The sequence below is a fragment of the Agrobacterium sp. 719_389 genome, from assembly GCF_900188475.1.
Lineage (GTDB): Bacteria > Pseudomonadota > Alphaproteobacteria > Rhizobiales > Rhizobiaceae > Agrobacterium > Agrobacterium radiobacter.
Genome location: NZ_FYEM01000008.1, coordinates 120,929 through 142,772, shown reverse-complemented (window position 1 = coordinate 142,772; position 21,844 = coordinate 120,929). Strand labels below are relative to the sequence as shown.

21 protein-coding genes are annotated in these 21,844 nt (G+C 59.8%); 11 read left to right on the top strand and 10 right to left on the bottom strand.

The genetic code is table 11. The features are described 5' to 3' along the window. Nucleotides 1–472 precede the first annotated feature (472 nt). From CFB10_RS15925 to CFB10_RS15905, 5 genes are all read left to right on the top strand, one after another. Nucleotides 473–1,507 (top strand): glutamine synthetase beta-grasp domain-containing protein, encoded by a 1,035-nt coding sequence (locus tag CFB10_RS15925; RefSeq protein ID WP_026363914.1) that lies wholly within the window; start codon nucleotides 473–475, stop codon nucleotides 1,505–1,507. Between the two features lie 219 nt (nucleotides 1,508–1,726). Beyond that, nucleotides 1,727–2,497 carry an SDR family oxidoreductase gene (locus CFB10_RS15920; RefSeq protein WP_020011604.1) on the top strand — a complete coding sequence of 257 codons (771 nt, stop codon included), beginning with the start codon at nucleotides 1,727–1,729 and terminating at the stop codon, nucleotides 2,495–2,497. Between the two features lie 31 nt (nucleotides 2,498–2,528). Next, nucleotides 2,529–5,927, top strand: a complete 3,399-nt coding sequence (locus tag CFB10_RS15915; protein WP_020011605.1) for an ATP-binding protein — start codon at nucleotides 2,529–2,531, stop codon at nucleotides 5,925–5,927. Beyond that, on the top strand, nucleotides 5,924–6,853 hold the full coding sequence (locus tag CFB10_RS15910; protein ID WP_026363915.1) for a response regulator: 930 nt from the start codon (nucleotides 5,924–5,926) through the stop codon (nucleotides 6,851–6,853). The genes CFB10_RS15915 and CFB10_RS15910 overlap by 4 nt, the downstream gene beginning before the upstream one ends. Before the next feature lie 283 nt (nucleotides 6,854–7,136). Next, nucleotides 7,137–7,661 (top strand): AAA family ATPase, encoded by a 525-nt coding sequence (locus CFB10_RS15905; protein WP_020011607.1) that lies wholly within the window; start codon nucleotides 7,137–7,139, stop codon nucleotides 7,659–7,661. A gap of 24 nt (nucleotides 7,662–7,685) precedes the next feature. Here the strand turns inward: CFB10_RS15905 and CFB10_RS15900 are convergent, their stop codons facing one another. From CFB10_RS15900 to CFB10_RS15870, 7 genes are all read right to left on the bottom strand, one after another. Next, nucleotides 7,686–8,393 carry a polysaccharide deacetylase family protein gene (locus tag CFB10_RS15900; RefSeq protein ID WP_020011608.1) on the bottom strand — a complete coding sequence of 236 codons (708 nt, stop codon included), beginning with the start codon at nucleotides 8,391–8,393 and terminating at the stop codon, nucleotides 7,686–7,688. A gap of 131 nt (nucleotides 8,394–8,524) precedes the next feature. Next, on the bottom strand, nucleotides 8,525–9,643 hold the full coding sequence (locus CFB10_RS15895; RefSeq protein WP_020011609.1) for a branched-chain amino acid ABC transporter substrate-binding protein: 1,119 nt from the start codon (nucleotides 9,641–9,643) through the stop codon (nucleotides 8,525–8,527). A 119-nt stretch (nucleotides 9,644–9,762) separates the two neighbouring features. After that, nucleotides 9,763–10,116, bottom strand: a complete 354-nt coding sequence (locus tag CFB10_RS15890; RefSeq protein WP_020011610.1) for a DUF6867 family protein — start codon at nucleotides 10,114–10,116, stop codon at nucleotides 9,763–9,765. Nucleotides 10,117–10,297: 181 nt separating this feature from the next. After that, nucleotides 10,298–11,026 (bottom strand): ABC transporter ATP-binding protein, encoded by a 729-nt coding sequence (locus CFB10_RS15885; RefSeq protein ID WP_020011611.1) that lies wholly within the window; start codon nucleotides 11,024–11,026, stop codon nucleotides 10,298–10,300. Further along, nucleotides 11,026–11,904, bottom strand: coding sequence for an ABC transporter ATP-binding protein (locus tag CFB10_RS15880; protein WP_020011612.1), 879 nt, complete (start codon nucleotides 11,902–11,904; stop codon nucleotides 11,026–11,028). Before CFB10_RS15880 ends, CFB10_RS15885 begins: the two co-directional genes overlap by 1 nt. Further along, the gene (livM, locus tag CFB10_RS15875) at nucleotides 11,904–13,301 is read right to left on the bottom strand and encodes a high-affinity branched-chain amino acid ABC transporter permease LivM (protein ID WP_020011613.1); all 1,398 of its coding nucleotides are present in this window, start codon (nucleotides 13,299–13,301) and stop codon (nucleotides 11,904–11,906) included. The genes CFB10_RS15880 and livM overlap by 1 nt, the downstream gene beginning before the upstream one ends. A 4-nt stretch (nucleotides 13,302–13,305) precedes the next feature. Next, complete coding sequence (locus tag CFB10_RS15870) at nucleotides 13,306–14,208, bottom strand: branched-chain amino acid ABC transporter permease (protein ID WP_020011614.1); 903 nt, start codon at nucleotides 14,206–14,208, stop codon at nucleotides 13,306–13,308. 335 nt (nucleotides 14,209–14,543) lie between these two features. On the opposite strand from CFB10_RS15870, the gene cysQ reads away from it, so the two are divergent. From cysQ to CFB10_RS15845, 4 genes are all read left to right on the top strand, one after another. After that, complete coding sequence (gene cysQ / locus CFB10_RS15865) at nucleotides 14,544–15,332, top strand: 3'(2'),5'-bisphosphate nucleotidase CysQ (RefSeq protein WP_020011615.1); 789 nt, start codon at nucleotides 14,544–14,546, stop codon at nucleotides 15,330–15,332. A 335-nt stretch (nucleotides 15,333–15,667) separates the two neighbouring features. After that, nucleotides 15,668–16,708 (top strand): DUF2793 domain-containing protein, encoded by a 1,041-nt coding sequence (locus CFB10_RS15855; protein WP_020011616.1) that lies wholly within the window; start codon nucleotides 15,668–15,670, stop codon nucleotides 16,706–16,708. Between the two features lie 191 nt (nucleotides 16,709–16,899). Further along, nucleotides 16,900–17,175 (top strand): DUF1153 domain-containing protein, encoded by a 276-nt coding sequence (locus CFB10_RS15850; RefSeq protein ID WP_004430042.1) that lies wholly within the window; start codon nucleotides 16,900–16,902, stop codon nucleotides 17,173–17,175. Between the two features lie 222 nt (nucleotides 17,176–17,397). After that, nucleotides 17,398–17,679, top strand: a complete 282-nt coding sequence (locus CFB10_RS15845) for a GNAT family N-acetyltransferase (RefSeq protein ID WP_026363916.1) — start codon at nucleotides 17,398–17,400, stop codon at nucleotides 17,677–17,679. Between the two features lie 209 nt (nucleotides 17,680–17,888). On the opposite strand, the gene CFB10_RS15840 is transcribed toward CFB10_RS15845, so the two are convergent. Together CFB10_RS15840 and CFB10_RS15835 are read right to left on the bottom strand one after the other, a co-directional pair. Then, nucleotides 17,889–18,092 carry a DUF1059 domain-containing protein gene (locus CFB10_RS15840; RefSeq protein WP_020011618.1) on the bottom strand — a complete coding sequence of 68 codons (204 nt, stop codon included), beginning with the start codon at nucleotides 18,090–18,092 and terminating at the stop codon, nucleotides 17,889–17,891. Nucleotides 18,093–18,378: 286 nt separating this feature from the next. Continuing rightward, nucleotides 18,379–18,729, bottom strand: a complete 351-nt coding sequence (locus tag CFB10_RS15835) for a flagellar export protein FliJ (RefSeq protein ID WP_003491821.1) — start codon at nucleotides 18,727–18,729, stop codon at nucleotides 18,379–18,381. A gap of 481 nt (nucleotides 18,730–19,210) precedes the next feature. On the opposite strand from CFB10_RS15835, the gene ctrA reads away from it, so the two are divergent. After that, nucleotides 19,211–19,915 carry a response regulator transcription factor CtrA gene (gene ctrA, locus CFB10_RS15830; RefSeq protein WP_003522926.1) on the top strand — a complete coding sequence of 235 codons (705 nt, stop codon included), beginning with the start codon at nucleotides 19,211–19,213 and terminating at the stop codon, nucleotides 19,913–19,915. Nucleotides 19,916–20,139: 224 nt separating this feature from the next. After that, nucleotides 20,140–20,655, top strand: a complete 516-nt coding sequence (locus CFB10_RS15820) for a GNAT family N-acetyltransferase (protein ID WP_026363917.1) — start codon at nucleotides 20,140–20,142, stop codon at nucleotides 20,653–20,655. A 52-nt stretch (nucleotides 20,656–20,707) separates the two neighbouring features. Here CFB10_RS15820 and CFB10_RS15815 read toward each other — a convergent pair whose 3' ends face one another. Then, complete coding sequence (locus CFB10_RS15815; protein ID WP_020011621.1) at nucleotides 20,708–21,754, bottom strand: alpha/beta fold hydrolase; 1,047 nt, start codon at nucleotides 21,752–21,754, stop codon at nucleotides 20,708–20,710. Nucleotides 21,755–21,844 lie beyond the last annotated feature (90 nt).

Below are 21,844 nucleotides of genomic sequence, written 5' to 3'. Positions count from 1 at the left end.
GTTTGCATCGAAGCACTTTTTGTATGGAGCAAACCCGCAAGCGCCGATTTCGCTCCGTCTGATTAAAAAGAAATCACGTTGCGAAAAATATAGGCATTAATCGTCTCATCTACAAGAAAAACCATTCCGAAAGCGCCGGTTTTTGGGGCAAATGCCGATCCCTCGCGCGCAATCAAAATCATTGCACCGCAGCAGGGCATTTCCCCGCAAGACGTCGGCTATCTATCAGGATTCAATGATGAAACATGAGGGGTGAATTTGCCCGCCGCAGTGCAGCAGAAGCCGGCCGGGGCAATATCGCAGCCCCTGCGTGACAGGGCCCCTGAAAGATTTTTCGAAAAAATCGCGCGATATCGCCAATCTGGCACGCGGCATGCATCTAAGGGGGCAGCCCTTGAACGCGAATGCGCTTCCGGCGGCGAAAGCCACGGAGGCCTCAAGGCTTCGCATTGTTACCTATGAGAGGTTCGTAATGACTAAGTTCAAACTCGAGTACATCTGGCTGGACGGATACAAGCCGGTCCCTAACCTGCGCGGCAAGACGCAGATCAAGGAATTCGACGAATTCCCGACGCTCGAGCAGCTGCCGCTTTGGGGTTTTGACGGTTCGTCCACCCAGCAGGCCGAAGGCCACTCGTCGGATTGCGTGCTGAAGCCCGTTGCGATCTATCCCGATCCGGCCCGCTCCAACGGCGCGCTCGTCATGTGCGAAGTCATGATGCCCGATGGCGTCACCCCGCATGCTTCGAACAGCCGCGCGACCATCCTCGACGACGAAGACGCATGGTTCGGCTTCGAACAGGAATATTTCTTCTACCAAGACGGCCGCCCGCTCGGCTTCCCCGAGCAGGGCTACCCGGCTCCGCAGGGTCCTTATTACACCGGCGTCGGCTTCAAGAATGTCGGTTCGGTCGCCCGCGAAATCGTTGAAGAGCACCTCGACCTCTGCCTCGAAGCCGGCATCAACCACGAAGGCATCAACGCCGAAGTGGCCAAGGGCCAGTGGGAATTCCAGGTATTCGGCAAGGGCTCCAAGCGCGCCGCCGACCAGATCTGGATCGCCCGTTACCTGCTGCTGCGTCTTTGCGAACAGTACGGCATCGACGTCGAATTCCATTGCAAGCCGCTCGGCGATACCGACTGGAACGGTTCGGGCATGCATTGCAACTTCTCCACCAAGTTCATGCGCGAAGTTGGCGGCAAGGAATATTTCGAAGCCCTCATGGCTGCCTTTGCCAAGAACTGGAAAGAGCACATCGACGTTTACGGTCCGGACAACCACCTGCGCCTGACCGGCAAGCACGAAACCGCTCCGTGGAACAAGTTCTCCTACGGCGTTGCCGACCGTGGCGCCTCGATCCGCGTTCCGCACTCCTTCGTCAACAACGGTTACCGTGGTTACCTCGAAGACCGTCGTCCGAACTCGCAGGGCTGCCCTTACCAGATCGCTTCCGTCGTTCTGAAGACGATCGCAGAAGTGCCGCTCGCAAAGTCGGCTGCTGCCTGATAACCCAAGACATGGCGTCGCCCGCAACCGGGCGACGCCATTTTTCTGTCCACCGAACGGCCGGACCGGTCAGGCGACCTTTCGCCGAGCGCCGCACACGGCATAGTCTTCCCATACGCAAGCTCAAAGAAGCGGCGTGGCTTTGACCAACAGCCTCGGATTTTCCGAAAACCGCAACATCGTTTTCGGTCCGATGCTCTAAAAGCAAGAAGGTGAGCGATGGGCATTCTCCAGAAATTCTCTCTCGAAAACCGCACGGCCATCATCACCGGCAGCGGCCGCGGCCTTGGTTTTGAAATTGCCAGCGCCTTTGCCGAAGCGGGCGCGCATGTGTGGCTGACCGGCCGCAATGCCGAAACGCTGGAACAGGCGACAGATGTGCTGCGCAAGGCTGGCGGAAAAGCTGATTACGCCGCCTTCGATATTGCCGATACCGCAGCCGGAAGCGCCCTCGTTCGCCGTATCATGGATGAATTCGGCCGCCTCGATATCCTCGTCAACAATGTCGGCGCGCGCGACCGCCGCCCGCTTGCCGAATTTAACGACGAGGACGTGCTGGAACTGATCCGCACCGACCTCACCTCCTCCGTCTCGCTATCGCGCGATGCGGCGGAGGCCATGAATACCAATGGTTACGGCCGCATCATCACCATCACCTCCATTCTCGGCCATATCGTCCGGCCGGGTGATGCGATCTATCCCGTCGCCAAGCAGGGCCTCACCGGGCTGATGCGCGCCATCGCCGTCGAATATGGCGCACGCGGCATCACCAGCAATGCCATTGCGCCCGGCATGTTCGCCACCGAAACCAATGCCGCTCTTGCCGAAAACCCTGAGATGGTGGCCTTCGCCAAGATGCGCGTGCCGCTGGAGCGCTGGGGCCGGCCGGATGAAATCGCCGGTGCGGCGCTGTTTCTGGCGAGCGACGCGGCCTCCTTCGTCAACGGCCATGTGCTGACGGTGGATGGCGGCATGTCGGTGCGGCTGTGAGAGGCCCCTTTCGGAAAGGCGCTAGATAGGTATGGCCGCACGGCAACGCATCATCCCCGTCAGGCGCGAATATAACCGCTGGGTCGCCAACCAGACGCTGGAAGATTATGCGCTGCGCTTCACCGCCAAGAGCGCCCGGCAATTTTCGTCCAACCGCATCTCCCACACCGCCATCGGCGCGATTTCGTTTCTGGCGCTGGAAGCCATCGGCGGCGCGATCACGCTCTCCTACGGCACCACCAACGCCTTTTACGCCATCATCGTCGCGGCCATCGCCATGCTTGCCGTCGGCCTGCCGATCAGCCGTTACGCCATCCGCCACGGCGTCGATATCGATCTCCTGACGCGCGGCGCGAGCTTCGGTTACATCGGCTCCACCATCACCTCGCTGATCTACGCCGCCTTCACCTTCATGCTCTTCGCCATCGAGGCGTCGATTATGTCCGGGGCGCTGGAGCTGGCGCTCGGCATTCCGCTCTGGATCGGCTACATCATCTCCGCCGTCATGGTCATTCCGCTCGTCACCCATGGCGTGCGCCTCATCAGCCGTTTCCAGATCATCACCCAGCCCTTCTGGATCGTGCTGAACGTATTGCCCTTCATCTTCATCGCTTTGATGGACTGGGAAAAATACGATCTGTGGCGGGCCTTTTCCGGCATTCATCATGCTTCCGGCCCGCCGGGCACCGTGGCCCATTTCAATCTGGTGGAGTTCGGCGCGGCCTCCGCCGTCATCCTCGCGCTGATGTCGCAGATCGGCGAACAGGTGGACTTCCTCCGCTTCCTGCCCGCGGAAGGCCAGAGCCGCCTGCGCCATCGCATCGCGGTCTTTCTGGCGGGTGCCGGCTGGGTCGTTGTCGGCGTGCCGAAGCTTCTGGCCGGTTCCTTCCTCGTGGTCTTGACCTTCAGCTCCGGCGTCTCGGTAGACCGCGCCGCCGATCCGGCCCAGATGTACCTGACCGCCTTCGGCTACATGATCCCCAACCATACGGCGGCCATGCTGCTGATGGTCGCCTTTGTGGTGGTCTCGCAGCTGAAGATCAACGTCATGAACGCCTATGCGGGTTCGCTCGCCTGGTCCAACTTCTTTTCCCGCCTCACCCACAGCCATCCCGGCCGCGTCGTCTGGCTGGTCTTCAACGTGGTGATCGCGCTGCTATTGATGGAACTCGGCATCTATCGCCTGCTGGAAGAAACGCTCGGCATTTTTTCCATCGTCGCCATGGCCTGGCTCTGCACCATCTCGGCCGATCTGTTCATCAACAAGCCGCTGGGCCTCGCTCCACCGGGCATCGAGTTCAAACGCGCCCATCTCTACGATATCAATCCCGTCGGCGTCGGCTCCATGGCGCTTTCGGCCACCATTGCGCTGATGGCGCATTTCGGCACCTTCGGTACACTTGCCGCCTCGCTTGCACCCTATCTGACCCTCATCGTCGCCTTCATCGCCTCGCCGCTGATCGCCTGGGTTACGAAGGGCAAGTTCTATCTGGCCCGCAAACCGCGCCAGCAATGGCGCGAACTGAGCGCCATCACCTGCTCCATCTGCGAACACCCGTTCGAGCCGGAGGACATGGCGTGGTGTCCGGCCTATGCGGCACCGATCTGTTCGCTCTGCTGCTCGCTGGACAGCCGCTGCCACGACATGTGCAAGCCGAAGGCCAAGCTCAATTATCAAGTCGCGACGGTCGCAAAGACCTTCCTGCCGAGGCAACTGGTGGCAAAGCTCGCCACGCGGCTGGGGCGTTACGGCATGGCGGCGGCCATCGCCGTCACCGCCATCGGCGGCATATTGGCGCTGATCGCCCATCAGGTCGGCACCGCCTCGCCGGCGACGGCAGATGTGGTCAACCGCACCATCCTCATCGTGTTCTTCGTCTTCGCCGTCATCGCCGGCATCGTCTGCTGGTTCCTCGTTCTTGCCCATGACAGCCGGGTGGTCGCGGAGGAGGAATCCTCGCGCCAGAACACATTGCTCCTCAAGGAAATCGCCGCCCACAAGAAGACCGACGCCGCCCTTCAGGACGCCAAGGAAACGGCTGAGGCCGCCAACCGCGCCAAGAGCCGTTATGTGGTCGGCCTCAGCCACGAATTGCGCACGCCGCTCAACGCCGTGTTGGGTTACGCCCAGATTCTCGAACGCGATGAGACCATTCCCCCTCCCCGGCAATCAGCCATCAAGGTTATCCGCCGTTCCGCCGACCACCTTTCCGGCCTGATCGACGGGCTTCTGGATATTTCCAAGATCGAGGCGGGCCGCCTGCAGGTCTATTCCAACGAGATCAACATTCAGGATTTCCTCGACCAGATCGTCGACATGTTCCGCCCGCAGGCGCAGGCCAAGGGGCTGGAATTCCGGCATGAGCGCGCCCATTCCCTGCCGCAATATGTGCGCACGGATGAAAAGCGGCTGCGCCAGATTCTCGTCAACCTGCTTTCAAATGCCATCAAATTCACCGATGAGGGCAGCGTCACCTTCGATGTCGCCTATCGCAGCCAGGTGGCAAGCTTCACGGTGTCGGATACCGGGCGCGGCATCGCCGAAAAAGACCTCGCCCGCATCTACGAGCCTTTCCAGCGCGGCGAGGCCGAAAGCGTGCGCCCCATGCCGGGCCTTGGCCTCGGCCTGACCATCACAAGGCTTCTGACCAACACGCTGGGCGGCGAGATTTCCGTCTCCAGCGAAAAGGATCAGGGCTCCACTTTCCGCGTCCGCCTCATGCTCTCTGCCGTGCACCGGCCAAGCACGGCGCCTGCGGCAGAAAAGACCATCCGCTCCTATTCCGGCCCACGCCGCACCATCGTGGTGGTTGATGACAATGAGGATCATCGCGAACTGATGCGGCAGGTGCTCTCGCCGCTGGATTTCGTGGTGCTGACCGCCCAGAGCGGGCCGGACTGCCTGACGCTGATCGAAGGCGTGAAGCCCGATCTTTTCCTCATCGATATTTCCATGCCCGGCATGACCGGCTGGCAGCTCGTGACGAAACTGCGCGAGGCCGGCCAGACGGCACCGCTCATCATGCTCTCGGCCAATATCGGTGATGGCGCTGTCGCGGGTGCGGGTGAGGACAATCATAACGACGCCATTGCCAAGCCGGTCGATATCCGCCATCTCTGCGACAGGCTCGCCGTGCATCTCGGCCTCAAATGGATTTACGATACGGACCTGCCCCCAACGCCGGAACCGCAGCCGCCGGCGCAGATCATCCATCCCGGCGTTATTCACATCAATGATTTGCAGCGGCTCGGGGAAATAGGCTACATACGCGGCATAGAGGCGAAACTCGCCGATCTCGCCCGCAACACGGACAACCTGCCCTTCACGCAAGAGCTCGGCGCCTATGTGCAGGCCTTCGATCTGGCCGGTTACGCCGATTTTCTCAAGCGATTTTCCGACAACAACAACAGGGGAGACGGCAAGGCATGAGCGGGCCAGGGACGGCACTGCCGAGAGACATCGTATTGCTGGTGGATGACAGCCCGGAGGCATTGGGGTTCCTTACCGATGCGCTGGAACAGTCAGGCTTTTCGGCGCTGATCGCCACATCCGGGCAGGCCGCGCTCAACATTGCCGAACGCATCACGCCCGATATCATCCTGCTCGACGCCGTCATGCCCACAATGGACGGTTTCGAAACCTGCCGCCGCCTGAAGGCCAATGCGGCGGTGGCGCAGGTGCCTGTCATCTTCATGACCGGGCTGACGGAGACCGAACATGTGGTGCGGGCGCTGGAATCCGGTGGGGTCGACTATCTCACCAAGCCGATCAATATCGATGAGCTGCGCGCCCGCATCCGCGTGCACCTCTCCAATGCCCGCTCGGCCCAGAGCGCCCGCGTGGCGCTTGATGCCGCCGGACGCCACCTGCTTGCCGTGCGCGCCAATGGCGCGATCCACTGGTCCACACCACAGGCGACCCGACTGGTCAACGCCGCCACCGGCCGCGACGACGGTATGGAGATCGTCGTCAGCCATATCGGCCGCTGGCTCGGCGAAAGGGCAGCGTCGGAAACCGGCCGCGACACGCCGCTGACGATCACACAGGCCGGACGGCCCGCCCTGCAGCTCTCCTTTCTCGGCGCTATGGGTCCGGACGAACATCTCTTCCGCCTGACAGCCGCCAACGAGAAATCGGACGACCATCTGCTGAAAGAACATTTCGCGCTGACGACGCGGGAATCGGAAGTGCTGCTGTGGATCGCCAAGGGCAAATCCAACCGCGATATCGGCGATATTCTCGGCCTTTCCGCCAGAACCGTGAACAAACATCTTGAGCAGATCTATGTGAAGCTCGGCGTCGAAAACCGCGCTTCGGCAGCCGTCAAGGCCGCGCATATTTTGCATCAGGGCTGACGAGCACAATTAGTGCGGTAAGGTTCAGCAAACATATATTTTCTGCTTGAACGCAGAGTATCCGCTTCCAGCCGAGCGGTCGCCACTTGTTTCTTCTCCCCGCCGGGGAGAAGGTCGCGGCAGCGGGATGAGGGGGCGAGGGTCGAGATATTTGGAGAGCTTGCCCCCTCATCCGACCCTTCGGGCCACCTTCTCCCCGACGGGGAGAAGAAACCTGCCTCACCCCTGCCTGCCGAAAAATCGCCTCCCGATCCACCTGAACCCCAACACAGGAGAAACGCCCATGAACCGTTTCATCATCCTTTCCGGCTGCTCCGGCGGCGGAAAATCCACCCTCCTCGCAGAACTTGCCCGGCGCGGTTTCGTAACCGTCGAGGAACCGGGCCGCCGCATTGTCATCGAAGAAACCCGCAAGGGCGGCACCGCCCTGCCCTGGATCGACATCGAGGCCTTCGCCCGCCGGGCGATCGCCATGGCGCTGGAAGACCGGCAAAAAGCCCCGCCGGATGGCCTCGTCTTTTTCGATCGCAGCCTGATCGACGCCGCCTCAGCGCTACGCCATGTCAGCGGCGATGGCTTCATCGATACGCTGAAAAACACGCACCGCTATAACCGTCTGGTTTTCCTGACCCCGCCATGGCCTGAAATCTATCGCGGCGACGATGAGCGCCGGCATGGTTTCGACGCAGCGGTCGAGGAGTATGATCGTCTCGTCCGGGACTACGAAGCGCTTGGCTACGATAGCATCGTGCTTCCAAAATCAGGCATCGAGGAACGTGCCGACTTTATTCTGGCGCGGATCGGCTGAACAGCCACAGGTTCGGCAGCGATATCAGAGCAATTGCGCGACGGTAACAAACTCGAACCCGCGTTGACGAAGGCCATCTATGATCAGGGGCAGCGCCTGCCGGGACACCTCGCGGCTTCGATACATGACATGCATGATGATGATCGAGCCGTTTCTCGTTTGCTCGATGACGTGACTGGCGAGGGCGGACGCATCTTCGGCGACATCGGGAAACGATTCCGGCTCGACATCCCACATGATGGTTTTCCGGTCATGCCGTGAAAGATACCAGGGCAAGGTGAGCAGCTTCTTGCCATAGGGCGGCCGGAACATGATCTCCCCTTCGTAGCCCGCAGCGCGAATAGCCGCATCGGTGCGCTCGATCTCCTCCCTGATCCGCGCCGGCCCCATGAACATCATGTTGGAATGCGTATAGCTATGATTGCCGAGCTGATGCCCCTCGCTGACGATCATGCGCGCCTGCGGCAGGTTTTCTTCGGTCTCCTTGCCGGTCAAAAAGAAAGTCGCTTTTACCCCGCGCTGCCTCAGGACCGTCAGGACATCAGGCGTAAAGCGTACCGACGGCCCATCATCAAAGGTCAGCGCCACCACCGGCCTTTCCGTTTCGACCCTTGCGATGATGCCGCCGAATAATTGCGTCGTTCGGGATTTGCTGAAGAAATGCGCGCTGATGAACACCGCCGCCAGCCCAGCAAGAACAAGGAACAGGCACACGGTTCGCTTTGTCGTCATTGCCACCCCTCATTGCAGTTTTCCCGAGAGGCTTTGTTTCCCGCCTTGTTGTCTCCAGTATGGCAGGCAGGGATCACAAAAGAAAAAGCCCGGCATTGCTGCCGGGCTTCGATAGAAAGTCACAGAAGAGCTTAGGTGCCCTGCTGGATGTAGGTGAACTTGCCGTCCGGACCCTTCTTCCACTCGTACATGACGTAGCCGGGAAGCTTCGGGTCGCCCTTCTCGTCGAAGGAGATGTCGCCAAGCGCGGTCGGGAAGGTGCCCTTCTTCAGAGCTTCGGCAACCTTTTCCGGCTCGACGGAACCGGCAGCCTTGGCAGCACCGGCGATCGCCTGCATCGCGGCATAGGAGTAGAGCGTGTAGGCTTCCGGGTTGAAGCCGGCGGCCTTGAACTTCTCTACCAGTTCCTTGTTTTCCGGGCGCAGCGTCGGATCGGGGCCGAAGGTGTTGAGCGTGCCTTCGACGGCGTCGCCGGCGATGGAGGCAAGTTCGTTCGAGACGATACCGTCGCCTGAAACGAGCTTCGCCTTCAGGCCCTGGTCAGCCGCCTGGCGGATGATGAGACCGGCTTCGGTGTGCAGGCCGCCCCAGTAGATGATGGAAACGCCGGCTTCCTTCATCTTGGAGATCAGCGCGGAGAAGTCCTTGTCGCCGACGTTGACGCCTTCATACATGACCTCAGTCACGCCGGCGGCATTGGCAGCCTTCTTGGTTTCATCGGCAAGGCCCTGACCATAAGGTGTCTTGTCGTGAATGATGGCGACCTTGGCGTCCTTGAAATGGTCGGCCAGGTACTTGCCGGCAATGCCGCCCTGCTGGTCGTCACGGCCGCAGGTGCGGAAAGTGTTCCACAGGCCGCGCTCGGTGAAAACCGGGTTGGTTGCGGCAGGCGTGATTTCGAGAATGCCGTTTTCGGCGTAAACTTCGGACGCCGGAATGGAAACGCCGGAGTTGAAGTGGCCGACAACGAATTTCACGCCGTCAGCAACGAATTTGTTGGCAACCGAAATACCCTGTTTGGGGTCGGATACGTCGTCGCCCAGCACGATCTTGATCTGCTCGCCATTGATGCCGCCGGCGGCATTGATGTCTTTCGCAGCCTGTTCGGCACCCTTCTGGATCTGAGCACCGAAAGCAGCGTTCGGGCCGGTCAGCGGTGCGCCGACAGCGATCACGACATCGGCCCAGGCCGAACCGCCAAACGCGACCATGGCGGTCAGCGCAACAGCGGAAAGAAGAGACTTCTTCATTACTTTACTCCCAGTTCCTTTGGATGGGTTGATTGCAAGGACCTGTTCAGTACCCACCTTCACTGAACAGGAAACCGTTCCACTCTGACGAGCATTGTGCAGCCGGAAAAATCCGCCTGTCAATCTTTCTTCTTATAGGAAAATGCCGACGTCCGGTCGTAGAGCCAATAGTAGTTATTGACCATCTGGCTCGTCCGGCGCATGCGGAAACCGATGCTGGAAAAGACCAGAAGAAGAACGACGTCAAACACGTAATAGAAGCCGTTGATGAACGGCCCGTTGAAGAGCGCGTGATGCAGAAACCGCATGACGAGCCCCAGTGCGAGCGTATAGATCACCACCCGCGTATAACCGCCCCAGCCATCGGCCACGGATTTGCCCGTGCGCCATGCCGTCCAGAAGCCCAAGAGAACAACCAGCGCGCGCAGAACATAACGCACGCCGTTATCGGTTTCGAAAAAAAGGCCCTGCATCTCTTTCCCCATCAGCGCCGGGCTGAAACGCCCTGGCCCTGCCTTGTCTGTCGTCCCGTCGTTTCCCGCCGGGCATTTTATTGTTTACGCCCCGCCATGGATCCTTAAGGTTTGGCCGAAAGGAAGGCAGGCCGTCGTTTGCAGTCTTGCGCCGCAAGATTTCCGGCGCAAGTAAAATCTTTCAGTGCCGTCCGCCTTCGAGATAGGCGGCGCGTACCTGCGGATCGGCGAGCAGTTCCCTGCCCGAACCGCTCATCGTCACCTTGCCGTTGACCATCACATAAGCGCGGTCGGAAAGCTTCAGCGCGGCAAAGGCGTTCTGCTCCACGAGGAAGACGGTCAGCCCCTCTTCCTGGTTGAGTTTCTTGATCGCCTCGAAAATGCCCTTGACGATCAGCGGCGCCAAGCCAAGCGACGGCTCGTCGAGAAGCAGCAGCTTCGGCCGCGCCATCAGCGCACGGCCGATGGACAGCATCTGCTGCTCACCGCCGGAAAGCGTGCCGCCACGCTGGCTCTGACGCTCTTTCAGACGCGGGAACATCACGAAGATCTTCTCGACGTCTTCCTTGAAATATTTCAGGTTATCGAGATTGGCGCCCATCTGCAGGTTTTCCAGCACCGTCATGCGCGGGAAGATCCGGCGGCCTTCCGGCGACTGGGCGATGCGTTTACGCGCAATCAGATGCGTCGGCAGATGGGTAATGTCCTCGCCGTCGAAGATCACCTGACCGGCGCGCGCCTGCGGGCTGCCGCAGATGGTCATCATCAGCGTGGACTTGCCGGCGCCGTTGGCACCGATCAGGCTGACTATCTCACCCTTGTTGACCTCGACATCGACACCGGCCAGAGCCCGGATATTGCCATAATAGGTTTCGACACCCTGGACTTTGAGAAGCGATTCACCGGGCATCAGGCCGCTCCTCCGTCGAGTTCTTCCGCAATCACGTCTTCCACTTCATCATCCTCGACACCCAGATAGGCGGCGATGACCTTCGGGTCGTTCTTCACATGGTCCGGCGTGCCGTCGGAAATCTTCTGGCCATATTCCAGAACCACGACATGGTCGGAAATCTGCATGACCACCGACATGTCGTGCTCGATCAGAAGCAGCGACGTGCCTTCGTCACGGATGCCGCGCAGCAGCGCGTTGAGCGCCAGCGATTCCTTCGGGTTGAGGCCGGCGGCCGGCTCATCGAGGCACAGAAGTTCCGGCCCCGTGCACATGGCGCGGGCGATTTCCAGACGGCGCTGCGCGCCATAGGGCAGATCGCCGGCCGGATCGTCGGCGCGATCGGTCAAATCGGCCTTGTCCAGCCAGTATTTGGCCTTTTCGATCGAATCATCCACCGCCCGTCGGTAAGCGGGCAGGCCGAGCAGGCCGAGAATGGTGTAACCCGAGGCCTTCATCAGCGCATTGTGCTGCGCCACCAGCAGGTTTTCCAGAACCGTCAGACCCGAAAACAGGCGGATGTTCTGGAAGGTGCGCGCCACCTTCGCCTTCTTGGTGATCTCGAAATCCGGCAGGCGCTCAAGAAGATGCGCCTCGCCACTCTGCTGGCGCATGGTGATCATGCCCATTGTCGGCTTGTAGAAGCCGGTGATGCAGTTGAAGACCGTGGTCTTGCCCGCACCGTTGGGGCCGATCAGCGCCGTGATCTCACCGCGCTTCGCCTCGAAGGAGAAGTCGTTGATGGCCATCAGGCCGCCGAAGCGCATCGAGAGATGTTCGACCTTGAGGATCGTGTCGCCAGTGGTGTTTGGTGTCATGTTCGTCATTCCGGAAGCCATCAACCGTGACCTTCCTTGGTAAAGCTGCCGGAGACGGCCTTGCGTTCTTTAAGGAAGGCCGTGGGTTCACGCGAGCCGACGAAACCGCGCGGCTTGAACAGCATGACGATGACCATGGCGAGACCGAAGAGCAGCATGCGGTAGAGTTCCGGCGTGAAATCCGGCCCGAAGACATGCTTCAGGAACTCCATTTCACGCAGAAGCTCGGTGCCGCCGACCATGACGAGCGCCGCAATGGCGATACCGGTCAGCGAGCCCATGCCGCCAAGAACGACGATGGCGAGGATGACGGCGGATTCCAGGAACACGAAGCTTTCCGGCGACACGAAACCCTGACGGGCGGCGAAGAAGGAACCGGCGAAACCGCCGAACATCGCGCCCGTGGCAAAGGCGGTGAGCTTGGTGATGACGGTATCGATGCCGAGCGAACGGCAGGCGATCTCGTCCTCACGTAGCGCTTCCCAGGCGCGGCCAATCGGCATGCGGCGCAGCTTGATCGTGACGTAAGCCGTCAGCATGCACAGAAGCAGGATGACGTAGAACAGGAAGATCTTGTAATAAGCCGACGACATCGACAGGCCGAAGGCCTTGGCGAAATTGTTCGGCGCGCCGACATCGAAGGACCAGATGCCGAAGACCGAAGCCTTGGCGATGCCGGAAATGCCGAAGGTGCCCTTGGTGACGGCCGTCCAGTTCAAAAGCACGAGACGGATGATTTCACCGAAGGCCAGCGTCACGATCGCCAGATAGTCGCCGCGAAGGCGCAGAACCGGGAAACCGAGAATGATGCCCCAGAAGCCCGCGAGAATGCCGGCGACGGGCAACAGCACCCAGAAGGACAGGCCGAAATGGCTTGACAGCAGCGCATAGGAATAAGCGCCGACCGCATAAAAGGCCACGTAACCGAGATCGAGCAGGCCGGCGAGGCCGACAACGATGTTGAGACCCCAGGCCAGCATCACATAGATCAGGATCTGGATGCCGAAATTGTCGACGAATTTCAGCGAGCCCTGAAAGCCGAACAATTGCACGGCGATAACAGGATAAAGCAGCAGCAGGACGAGCGCCAGCTTCAGGAAGTGCTTGTGGAAAAATCCTTTTTCCTCGGAGATTTCCAGTATGCCACTTTTCGCCTTGGCAAGCCGCCGGCGGTCCAGAGACGGCTTGATGAAGCCGACCACGAGAAAGCGGCCGACGGCGGCGATGCCGACGAAGATCGCCAGAAGCCCCCAGCGGGTGCCCCAGATAAGCTGGTTGTTGATATCCTGATAGGTGACGATGCCGACATAAAGAATGAACATGCCGAACGAGATGAGGCCCGCAATCAGGCCCTCCTTCACAGCCGTCGCCATCAGGCTCGGGCTGGAAGCGGCGTTTTCGGAAGCGATATTGGTCATGGGATCACACCTTCTCGACTTCCGGACGACCGAGAATACCGGTCGGCTTGAAGATCAGCACGAAAGCCAGAATGCCGAATGCCGCGACATCCTTATAGGCGATGGAGAAATAGGCCGACCACAGCGATTCGATGAGACCGATCAGCAGGCCGCCGAGAACGGCGCCCGGAAGCGAGCCGATGCCGCCGAGAACGGCCGCGGTAAACGCCTTGACGCCGGGAATGAAGCCGTCGCTGAAAGAGGCGACACCATAATACATCAGATACATGGTGCCCGCGACCGCAGCCAGCGCCGCACCCATGATGAAGGTGATGGAGATGGTCTTGTCGACATCAACGCCGAGCAGTGCGGCCATCTTGCGATCCTGTTCGGTGGCGCGCTGCGCCCGGCCGAGCGGGGTCTTGTTGACGATATACCAGAAGGCGAAGAGCAGCACCGAGGTGACGACCATGATGATCAGCTGCTTCAGCGAGACGGTAATGGCGCCGAAATGATGGCTTTCCGTCACCATCGACGGGATCGGCTTGTTGCGCGGACCCTGGGTGACCTGGATGAAGTTGGACAGCGCGATCGACATGCCGATGGCAGTGATCAGCGGCGCAAGACGGAAAGAACCTCTGAGCGGGCGGTAGGCGACGCGCTCGATCACCCAGTTCCACAGGCCGGTCATCAGCATGGCGACGACCATCATCAGAAGCAGAAGAAGCGCCACCGGAATGCCGGCGACAAAAGATGTCACGATCAGGAAAACGATCAGCGCGGCAAAGCCGCCAAGCATGAAAATATCGCCATGGGCGAAGTTGATCATGCCGATGATGCCGTAAACCATCGTATAGCCGATAGCGATGAGGCCGTAGATCGATCCAAGAGTCAGCCCGTTGATGAGCTGCTGGATAAAATACTCCATGTCTTTCCCCCGGGCACGACCTCAAATGGGTCACGCCTCGTTATGTTAATTATAGGGGAAGCCTTTCAGGCAGACCCCCACCCTCAAAATGCATATCGTGTTCGTTAAAAATGTGAAGTCAAAAACGGGCGATGCTGCACAAAATTTGGAATTTCCACATGGACTGCCGCTTTCCCGGTCAAAAGAGCCATGATTTTGGCAGGAAGTGCTGAAAAAATGACGGTTGGATACTTATTTTAGCATTGTCCGATGCCATTATTTGACGGGCAGCGGGCAAAGGAGTAGCGAAGATCGGAACGGCGTTATCCCGCAGACGGGATACAATTGGCAAAGAGATGATCGACATATTGACGAAAGCGGCGCTGGACGCCGGGCAGGCCATCATGGCGGTCCATCGCGCCGGCCCACATGTGTCATACAAGGACGACTGTTCGCCCGTGACCGAGGCCGACCAGCGTGCCGAAACGATCATCCTTGCGGCGCTGGCCCTCCATTTTCCTGACATTCCCGTGGTCGCCGAAGAGGCCGTCTCAAACGGCATCCTGCCGGAAACCGGTGCGGAATTCTTTCTTGTCGATCCGCTTGACGGCACCAAGGAATTCATTGCCGGCAAGGACGATTTCACCGTCAATATCGCGCTCATCCGCAATGGCATTCCGGTGGCCGGCGTCGTTTACGCCCCCTGCCGTGGACAGGCGTGGACGGGTGAAGAAAACGCCGCCGAAAAGCTCGCCATCTCGGGCGAAGGCGCAATCCTTTCGCGCCACCCCATCCGGGCGCGCCAGCGCGGCGCTTCGCCCGTGGCGTTGATCAGCCGCTCGCATTGCACGGCGAAAACGGAAGCCTTCGTGGCCGAACACGGGCTGAAAGACTGCATTTCCGTCGGCTCCTCGCTGAAATTCTGCATGCTGGCGGAAGGCGCCGCCGATATCTATCCCCGCTTCAGCCGCACCATGATGTGGGACACGGCCGCCGGCGACGCGGTGCTGCGCGCCGCAGGCGGCAGGACGCTCGATTGCGATGGCACCCCCCTTGTCTATGCGGTGAGGGGCGATGGCGAGGACGCGCTGGCCAATCCGGATTTCATTGCCGAAGGGGCGATGGCGGTGGAGCACGCGGGGTAACAGGCGCTCGGGGTTTCCTGCGGCTCTTGTGACCGGCATTGGTGAGCTTCGGTGTGTGCGGCTTCACCCCCCTCTGCCCTGCCGGGCATCTCCCCCTCAAGGGGGGAGATCGACTCGCGGGCGGGTTTCGCCCATCTCAACGTTTGCGAATGAAGTGGCGGTAGCGCTTCCTGCCGATCTCCCCCCTTGAGGGGGAGATGTCCGGCAGGACAGAGGGGGGTGAAGCCACACCCATCAAGGCCCCCCAAAAAATAATCCCATCCCCACTCATCCCCACCCCACGCCGCCACCCCACAATGCCCCGCAACGAAACACCACAGCGCGGAAGGCACATCATGACGGAACAGACGGCGAGACTTCGGCTTCCCTATATCCTCCCCTCGCAGGCACAGAAACACGTCACCCATAACGAAGCCCTGCAAAGGCTGGATGCTATCGTGCAACTGGTCATCAAGGCCATCATCACCACACCGCCCGATAGCGCAGCGGAAGGGGATTGTTTCCTCCTCTCCGCCGATGCCACGGGCGACTGGGCCGGCAAGGGCGGCAGGCTCGCCTTCCGGCAGGACGGCGCCTGGCTCTCGATCACGCCGCAGCCGGGCTGGACGGCATGGTTTGCGGCCGAGAGCAAATACCGTCTACTGCAGGACGGGAGCTGGCGCGACATGCCGCTGCCCGCCACCGGCCGGCTGGAACGGCTGGGCATCGGCACGGAGGCCAATGCCGCCAACCGGCTTGCGCTTGCCTCCCCCGCCAGCCTCTTCACCCATGCCGAAGAAGACGGCAGCCACCGCATGACGATCAACAAGGCGGCAAGGGCCGATACCGCCTCGCTGCTGTTCCAGTCCGGCTGGAGCGGCCGGGCGGAAATGGGCCTTGCCGGCCATGACGGGTTTTCGATCAAGACCAGCAAGGATGGCGCCTCCTGGCACACGGCGCTTTTGTGCAGCGGCGATGGCCGGGTCTCGATGCCCAACCGGCCGCTCGCCGTCGCCGGCCTGCCCTCGGGCACGACAAAACCCGCCAATGGCTCGGCGGCGGGTTTTTCCGTGCTCTTTATCGCCGAGGGCGGATTTACGCTCGGTGACACCCTTGGAACCGGCGGGCGTGAACTCATCGTTCCGGCAAAGGGCCTTTATCTGGCGGCATTGTCGCTCGCCGTGGTCTCCTCCTCCGGCCACCGGGTGACGCTTTTCATCAACGGCGCGGCGGCCAGCTTCGGTATCACCGGCAACGCATCGACTTCAGGCACACAGCAGTCGGCAACATCGATCCTTCCGCTCGATGCCGGCGACCGCCTGCGGCTGCAGCATGAGGGAACGGCGGAATTTACCCAGGGCAGCGGGAAAACGTGCCTTTCACTTGCGGCACTCTGACGGAAACAACCGATGAGAGAGAAAAAATGCGATTTTTGGAAAAATTTTTTCCCGGCAAAATAAGGCGACTCGAACAAATCAGGCGAAACCGTTCAAATTCTTAATAAATTGTCACGAGCTGCTTAGGCAATTTTTAAAGGTACCGGGATAGAGTTCCCGTCATATGGTCTTGAGTTTGTATAGAGTGTCCAATGACCGAAATGATACGCCCACGAGTTAAATATGTCATCGGCCCCGATGGCAGCCCTCTGACGATTGCGGATCTTCCGCCTGCCAATACCCGTCGCTGGGTCATTCGCAGAAAGGCGGAGGTGGTTGCCGCGGTACGCGGAGGACTGCTGAGCCTCGAGGAAGCCTGCGAGCGTTATACGCTCACCGTTGAAGAATTCCTGTCCTGGCAGTCCTCGATCTCCGATCATGGCCTCGCCGGCCTGCGCACCACGCGCATTCAGCAATATCGTCACTAAACAGTGCGCCGGCGCGGTAACGCGCCCCAAACCGAATTCCAGAACGCCCCGCTGCATCATCGACGGGGCTTTCGGTTTGATTTCGGATTTCTCCTGAAAACTGCCCGACAGAGCCGGTGATTGTCGCCGGTTTGTGTCCGCTGCGTTCGCTATCATGCTGTTTCAATTCAGGCGCAAGCCGTTAGAGTGGCGAAAACGAACAGCAATGCGGAGGCAGAGACCATGGACATCAAGACCACCGAAACCGGATCGCGCGGCGAATATTCGGCGACCATCGACGGCCACAAGACGGAGATGACCTATTCGCGCACCTCCCCTTCCCTCATCATCATCGACCATACCGGCGTGCCCGATGCGCTGCGCGGTAAAGGCGTGGGCCAGGCGCTTGCCGCCCATGCGATCGATGAAGCCCGCAAGGGCGGCTGGAAGATCATTCCGCTCTGCCCCTTCTTCAAGGCCCAGACATTGCGCCATGCCGAATGGGCGGATGTGATCCAGGGGTAACACGACAGCATAGTCACAATCGTCACGGCATATTTCTTCTCCCCACCGGGGAGAAGGTGGCCCGAAGGGGCGGATGAGGGGGCGACGCCCGCGATATGCGGAGAGCTTGCCCCTCATCCCGCTGACGCGGACTTCTCCCCGGCGGGGAGAAGAAACAAGCGGCTTACACCCGGTCTCCCACAACCGTACAAAAATAATGCTCTCTCCCCTCACGCCACCTTCAGCGGAGGCGTTCCTGCATGCATGCTGTGGCGGACTTCCTCGCGAAATTCGGGGGTATCCTTTGCACCATGCACCGCCACGGCATGCTGCACGGCCGCTTCCATAAGCTCCTCCTGAGAATCGGCGGAAATGGCGACGGTGCATCTGCTGTCACTGGGGAATTCACGGCAGTCGATATATTGGCGGGCCATTTTTTCCTCCCTGCAATAGCCGCCCGCGCCTGCACGGGGCGCGTGCGCGTAAAAGCCTCCGGCTCACGGTCGGAACCCCCGTAAAATACGCCTTTCCCCACTTCCGGACAATCGAAATCGGGCCTGACCGTCCCGGCGGGAAACACCGGCGACACCGCAAGACAAAAGGCCGCCCTTAAGGAGCGGCCTTTTAAAAAAATGCATGGCGTCCCGTCATTGAAAGCCGCCTCCTGATCCACCGGCAGCCGTCAATGAGGACGATCATTCGTCAGGTTTGCGCCAATGGTCAGGCGCGGGCGCGGATGGCTCCGTCGCGATTTTCCAGTGCGGCGGCCTTTTCATATTCGGCCTGCACTTCTTCCAGTGAAGCCTCGGCGGCCTCCTGCTGGGCCTTCAGTTCCCGGATCGAGACCTGAAGATTATCCGCCCGCTGGCGCGCGGCCTTGGCGAAGGTCGGATAAGCGAAATGTGTCGGATCGGTAATGCCCGACTTGCTCTCTTCCAGAGAGATCTGATGCACCAGTTCCTTTGCCATCCGCTCAAACTCGGACATCATCTGCTGTAGCTGGTTAAGCTGCCGGCGTTTTTCATTGACCTGAAATTCCTTCAGGCGAACCAGGCTGTCACGCGACTTCATACGCAATACTCCATGGATAGCGAGACCCGGATCAAAAAAGGCACTATGCCCCCCTGACCGGCCCGTTTAACCCGCCCGTTTTTCCGTAAGGGTTGACCCCTGTCCCGGAATGATTCCCAAAAGTTACCCGACGTTAATAAAAAACCGCCGTCGTTAACCTTTCGTTTACGGGCATCGTTAATGATAAACACGATCATTTAAGGGTCGGTAAATGCCAGGTCCAAAAAAACGGGCCAGACGATGTAAGAGTCGATTGAATCACTTAGCGGGAAATCCTCACGTTGAGCTTCAATTTTGGCGATGGTGGATTCACGTGCAAAAACAGCGAAATGCCTTCTTTGCTTAATAAATTCGATACACCTTGCCAAAGGCAATTAGAATTTGTTAACCATTTGGTGGCAGCCTGCAAATCAGGCAACGTCTGGATCCGCATCGCGCGAGGCAATGATTTACCGGTTCGCGGGCGGCAAAGGGGATAATTATGCGGGTTCTACTTATTGAAGACGACAGCGCGACAGCGCAGAGCATTGAACTGATGCTCAAGTCGGAAAGCTTTAACGTCTACACGACCGACCTCGGCGAGGAAGGCGTGGACCTCGGCAAGCTCTACGATTACGACATTATTCTTCTCGACCTCAACCTGCCCGACATGTCGGGTTACGAGGTTCTGAGAACGCTTCGCCTCTCCAAGGTCAAGACGCCGATCCTCATCCTGTCCGGCATGGCCGGCATCGAGGATAAGGTTCGCGGCCTCGGCTTCGGCGCAGACGATTACATGACGAAGCCGTTCCACAAGGACGAGCTTGTTGCCCGCATTCATGCCATCGTCCGCCGTTCCAAGGGCCATGCGCAGTCGGTCATCGCCACCGGCGAGCTTATCGTCAATCTCGATGCCAAGACGGTTGAAGTGGGCGGCCAGCGCGTTCACCTGACCGGCAAGGAATATCAGATGCTTGAGCTGCTTTCGCTGCGCAAGGGCACGACGCTGACCAAGGAAATGTTCCTGAACCACCTCTATGGCGGCATGGACGAACCGGAACTGAAGATCATCGACGTCTTCATCTGCAAGCTGCGCAAGAAGCTCGCAAACGCCGCCGGCGGCGCAAACTACATTGAAACCGTCTGGGGCCGCGGCTATGTTCTGCGCGAGCCTGACGGCGCCACGGAATTCCTCGAAACCGCCTGATCCAATCTGGAACAGGACAGTTTTTAAAAGACCCGCTGGAAACGGCGGGTTTTTTGTTGCGATTTTCTCTCCTCATTGCTGTGCCTGTCACAGGAATCCAGCCATCCCAAGTCCTTGGGTTGAAAGGACTTTCCGCCGCGCAGACGCGTCGACCGGATTCCTGTGACAAGCACAGCAATGAGGAGAGAAAGACCTGGCCACGCATCGCCAAAGGACGCCGGCATATGAACCACGCCATCCCAACCCTCAAGACGGATCGCCTGACGCTGCGCCCGCTGACCATGGCGCATTTCCCCGCCTATCGGAACTTCATGACGTCGCCGCGCTCCATCGGTGTCGGCGGACCATACGACCTGCCCTCAACATGGGGCGTGTTCTGCCACGATCTGGCCAACTGGTACTTTTTCGGCCATGGCGCGCTAATGATCGAGCTTGGCAAAACGGGGGAATGTATCGGCCAGGTCGGCATCAATCACGGTCCGCTGTTTCCGGAAAAGGAACTTGGCTGGCTGCTTTACGAGGGCCATGAGGGGCGCGGTTATGCCGCTGAAGCCGCCTCGGCGCTGCGCGACTGGGCCTTCAGGACCCTGAGCCTGCCCACGCTTGTCAGCTACGTCTCGCCGCAAAACCGCAAATCAGCGGCCGTCGCCGAACGAATCGGCGGAAGGCTCGATCCGGCAGCACCTCGTTCCGATCCCGAAGACCTCGTTTATCGGCACTATAAGCTAAATCCCGTTTGAAAGAGGGACGCCTTGCGGCCATTACGGTCGCGAGGCGTCCCGAAAATCCAACCTAACGCATTTCCACTTTCAGAAAGCCGAGGATTGCCTCCGCGATCTGCGCATGGATGGCCACGCGGTCCCTGCCGCCGCCATCCCGGCAGACGAAACCTTCTCCCGGTGAAAGTTCCTCCACGATCTTTTCGCCGTTCGGCTTACAAATCTGCATGAAGCTGAAATGGCTGGCATCCGGTATGTCCCGATAAACAGTCGTCGCCTTTGGCAGATGCTGCGCGATATATTCGGAATCGGCCTTGATGGCGGCGATCTCCGGCGTCTCCACACCTGCCGCCAGAACCAGAACCGGTACGCTGACGGCTTGCAGCGTTTCCGGCAGAAAACCGGCGGCCGGCCCGAGATCCAGCGCGATGGCGGCGCGGATGCGGGTATCCCTCAAATCCATCGAAAGCCGCGGATCGGCCTTGCCGTCACCGACAACCCCGACTTTTGCGAGCAGCCGGGGAGCCTTGCATTGCGGCGGGCGTTTCTCCCCGCCGCAATCCTTCAGGGCAAGATCGGCGCTGTATCGTGCGCCAGCCAATTCCATCGCGGTCCAGCCGCCCAAAGAATGGCCGATTACGGCGATGCGCGTCGCATCGATCCTGCCGGCGAATCGCTCATCGCCAAGCAAGGCCGTCAGCGTTCTGCTGATGTCGTGGGGCCGTTCCCACAAAGGAACGATCTCGGTCGCATTTTCTTCGGTAAATGATTCGCCGCCGTGATCCGGCGCGGCCACGACATAACCTTCGCGAACAAGCTCTCCGGCGATCCAGTTCAGATTGCGCCAGCTGCCGCCAAAACCGTGTGACAGCAACACGAGCGGACGGGAACCGTTAAGAAGAGAGGCGCCCGGTTGAACCTCAAGACCATAAAAGGCGGCATTTTCGCCGACAATCTCACTTTTTCCCGAGGGCGCGGCCGGGTACCATAATGAAACGGCAAGCGTTCTCGCGCCCCCCTCATCCGGCAATTCTATCTGTTTAAAGCCGATGCCGCTTTCCGCCCGTGCGGCCTGAGCAGTGGAAAAGATGACGAGTATCGCCAGAATGAAATAGCGCATGGGATGCTCCAGGAGTTGATATGGACCAACCTTGGTTCAAACCACCGCCTGCCGAGACCTCAAACAGGTTTCAGGTCGTCCTGAAACGCA

Excerpts from the sequence above, each read along its gene's own strand:
- CFB10_RS15870 (WP_020011614.1), bottom strand. The coding sequence starts at position 14,208 with ATGGAGTATTTTATCCAGCAGCTCATCAACGGGCTGACTCTTGGATCG.
- CFB10_RS15880 (WP_020011612.1), bottom strand. The coding sequence starts at position 11,904 with ATGGCTTCCGGAATGACGAACATGACACCAAACACCACTGGCGACACG.
- CFB10_RS15840 (WP_020011618.1), bottom strand. The coding sequence starts at position 18,092 with ATGGCCCGCCAATATATCGACTGCCGTGAATTCCCCAGTGACAGCAGA.
- CFB10_RS15815 (WP_020011621.1), bottom strand. The coding sequence starts at position 21,754 with ATGCGCTATTTCATTCTGGCGATACTCGTCATCTTTTCCACTGCTCAG.
- CFB10_RS15850 (WP_004430042.1), top strand. The coding sequence starts at position 16,900 with ATGACCGAAATGATACGCCCACGAGTTAAATATGTCATCGGCCCCGAT.
- CFB10_RS15890 (WP_020011610.1), bottom strand. The coding sequence starts at position 10,116 with ATGCAGGGCCTTTTTTTCGAAACCGATAACGGCGTGCGTTATGTTCTG.
- CFB10_RS15905 (WP_020011607.1), top strand. The coding sequence starts at position 7,137 with ATGAACCGTTTCATCATCCTTTCCGGCTGCTCCGGCGGCGGAAAATCC.
- CFB10_RS15915 (WP_020011605.1), top strand. The coding sequence starts at position 2,529 with ATGGCCGCACGGCAACGCATCATCCCCGTCAGGCGCGAATATAACCGC.
- ctrA (WP_003522926.1), top strand. The coding sequence starts at position 19,211 with ATGCGGGTTCTACTTATTGAAGACGACAGCGCGACAGCGCAGAGCATT.
- CFB10_RS15895 (WP_020011609.1), bottom strand. The coding sequence starts at position 9,643 with ATGAAGAAGTCTCTTCTTTCCGCTGTTGCGCTGACCGCCATGGTCGCG.
- CFB10_RS15920 (WP_020011604.1), top strand. The coding sequence starts at position 1,727 with ATGGGCATTCTCCAGAAATTCTCTCTCGAAAACCGCACGGCCATCATC.
- CFB10_RS15900 (WP_020011608.1), bottom strand. The coding sequence starts at position 8,393 with ATGACGACAAAGCGAACCGTGTGCCTGTTCCTTGTTCTTGCTGGGCTG.
- CFB10_RS15910 (WP_026363915.1), top strand. The coding sequence starts at position 5,924 with ATGAGCGGGCCAGGGACGGCACTGCCGAGAGACATCGTATTGCTGGTG.
- CFB10_RS15885 (WP_020011611.1), bottom strand. The coding sequence starts at position 11,026 with ATGCCCGGTGAATCGCTTCTCAAAGTCCAGGGTGTCGAAACCTATTAT.
- cysQ (WP_020011615.1), top strand. The coding sequence starts at position 14,544 with ATGATCGACATATTGACGAAAGCGGCGCTGGACGCCGGGCAGGCCATC.
- CFB10_RS15925 (WP_026363914.1), top strand. The coding sequence starts at position 473 with ATGACTAAGTTCAAACTCGAGTACATCTGGCTGGACGGATACAAGCCG.
- CFB10_RS15820 (WP_026363917.1), top strand. The coding sequence starts at position 20,140 with ATGAACCACGCCATCCCAACCCTCAAGACGGATCGCCTGACGCTGCGC.
- CFB10_RS15845 (WP_026363916.1), top strand. The coding sequence starts at position 17,398 with ATGGACATCAAGACCACCGAAACCGGATCGCGCGGCGAATATTCGGCG.
- CFB10_RS15855 (WP_020011616.1), top strand. The coding sequence starts at position 15,668 with ATGACGGAACAGACGGCGAGACTTCGGCTTCCCTATATCCTCCCCTCG.
- CFB10_RS15835 (WP_003491821.1), bottom strand. The coding sequence starts at position 18,729 with ATGAAGTCGCGTGACAGCCTGGTTCGCCTGAAGGAATTTCAGGTCAAT.
- livM (WP_020011613.1), bottom strand. The coding sequence starts at position 13,301 with ATGACCAATATCGCTTCCGAAAACGCCGCTTCCAGCCCGAGCCTGATG.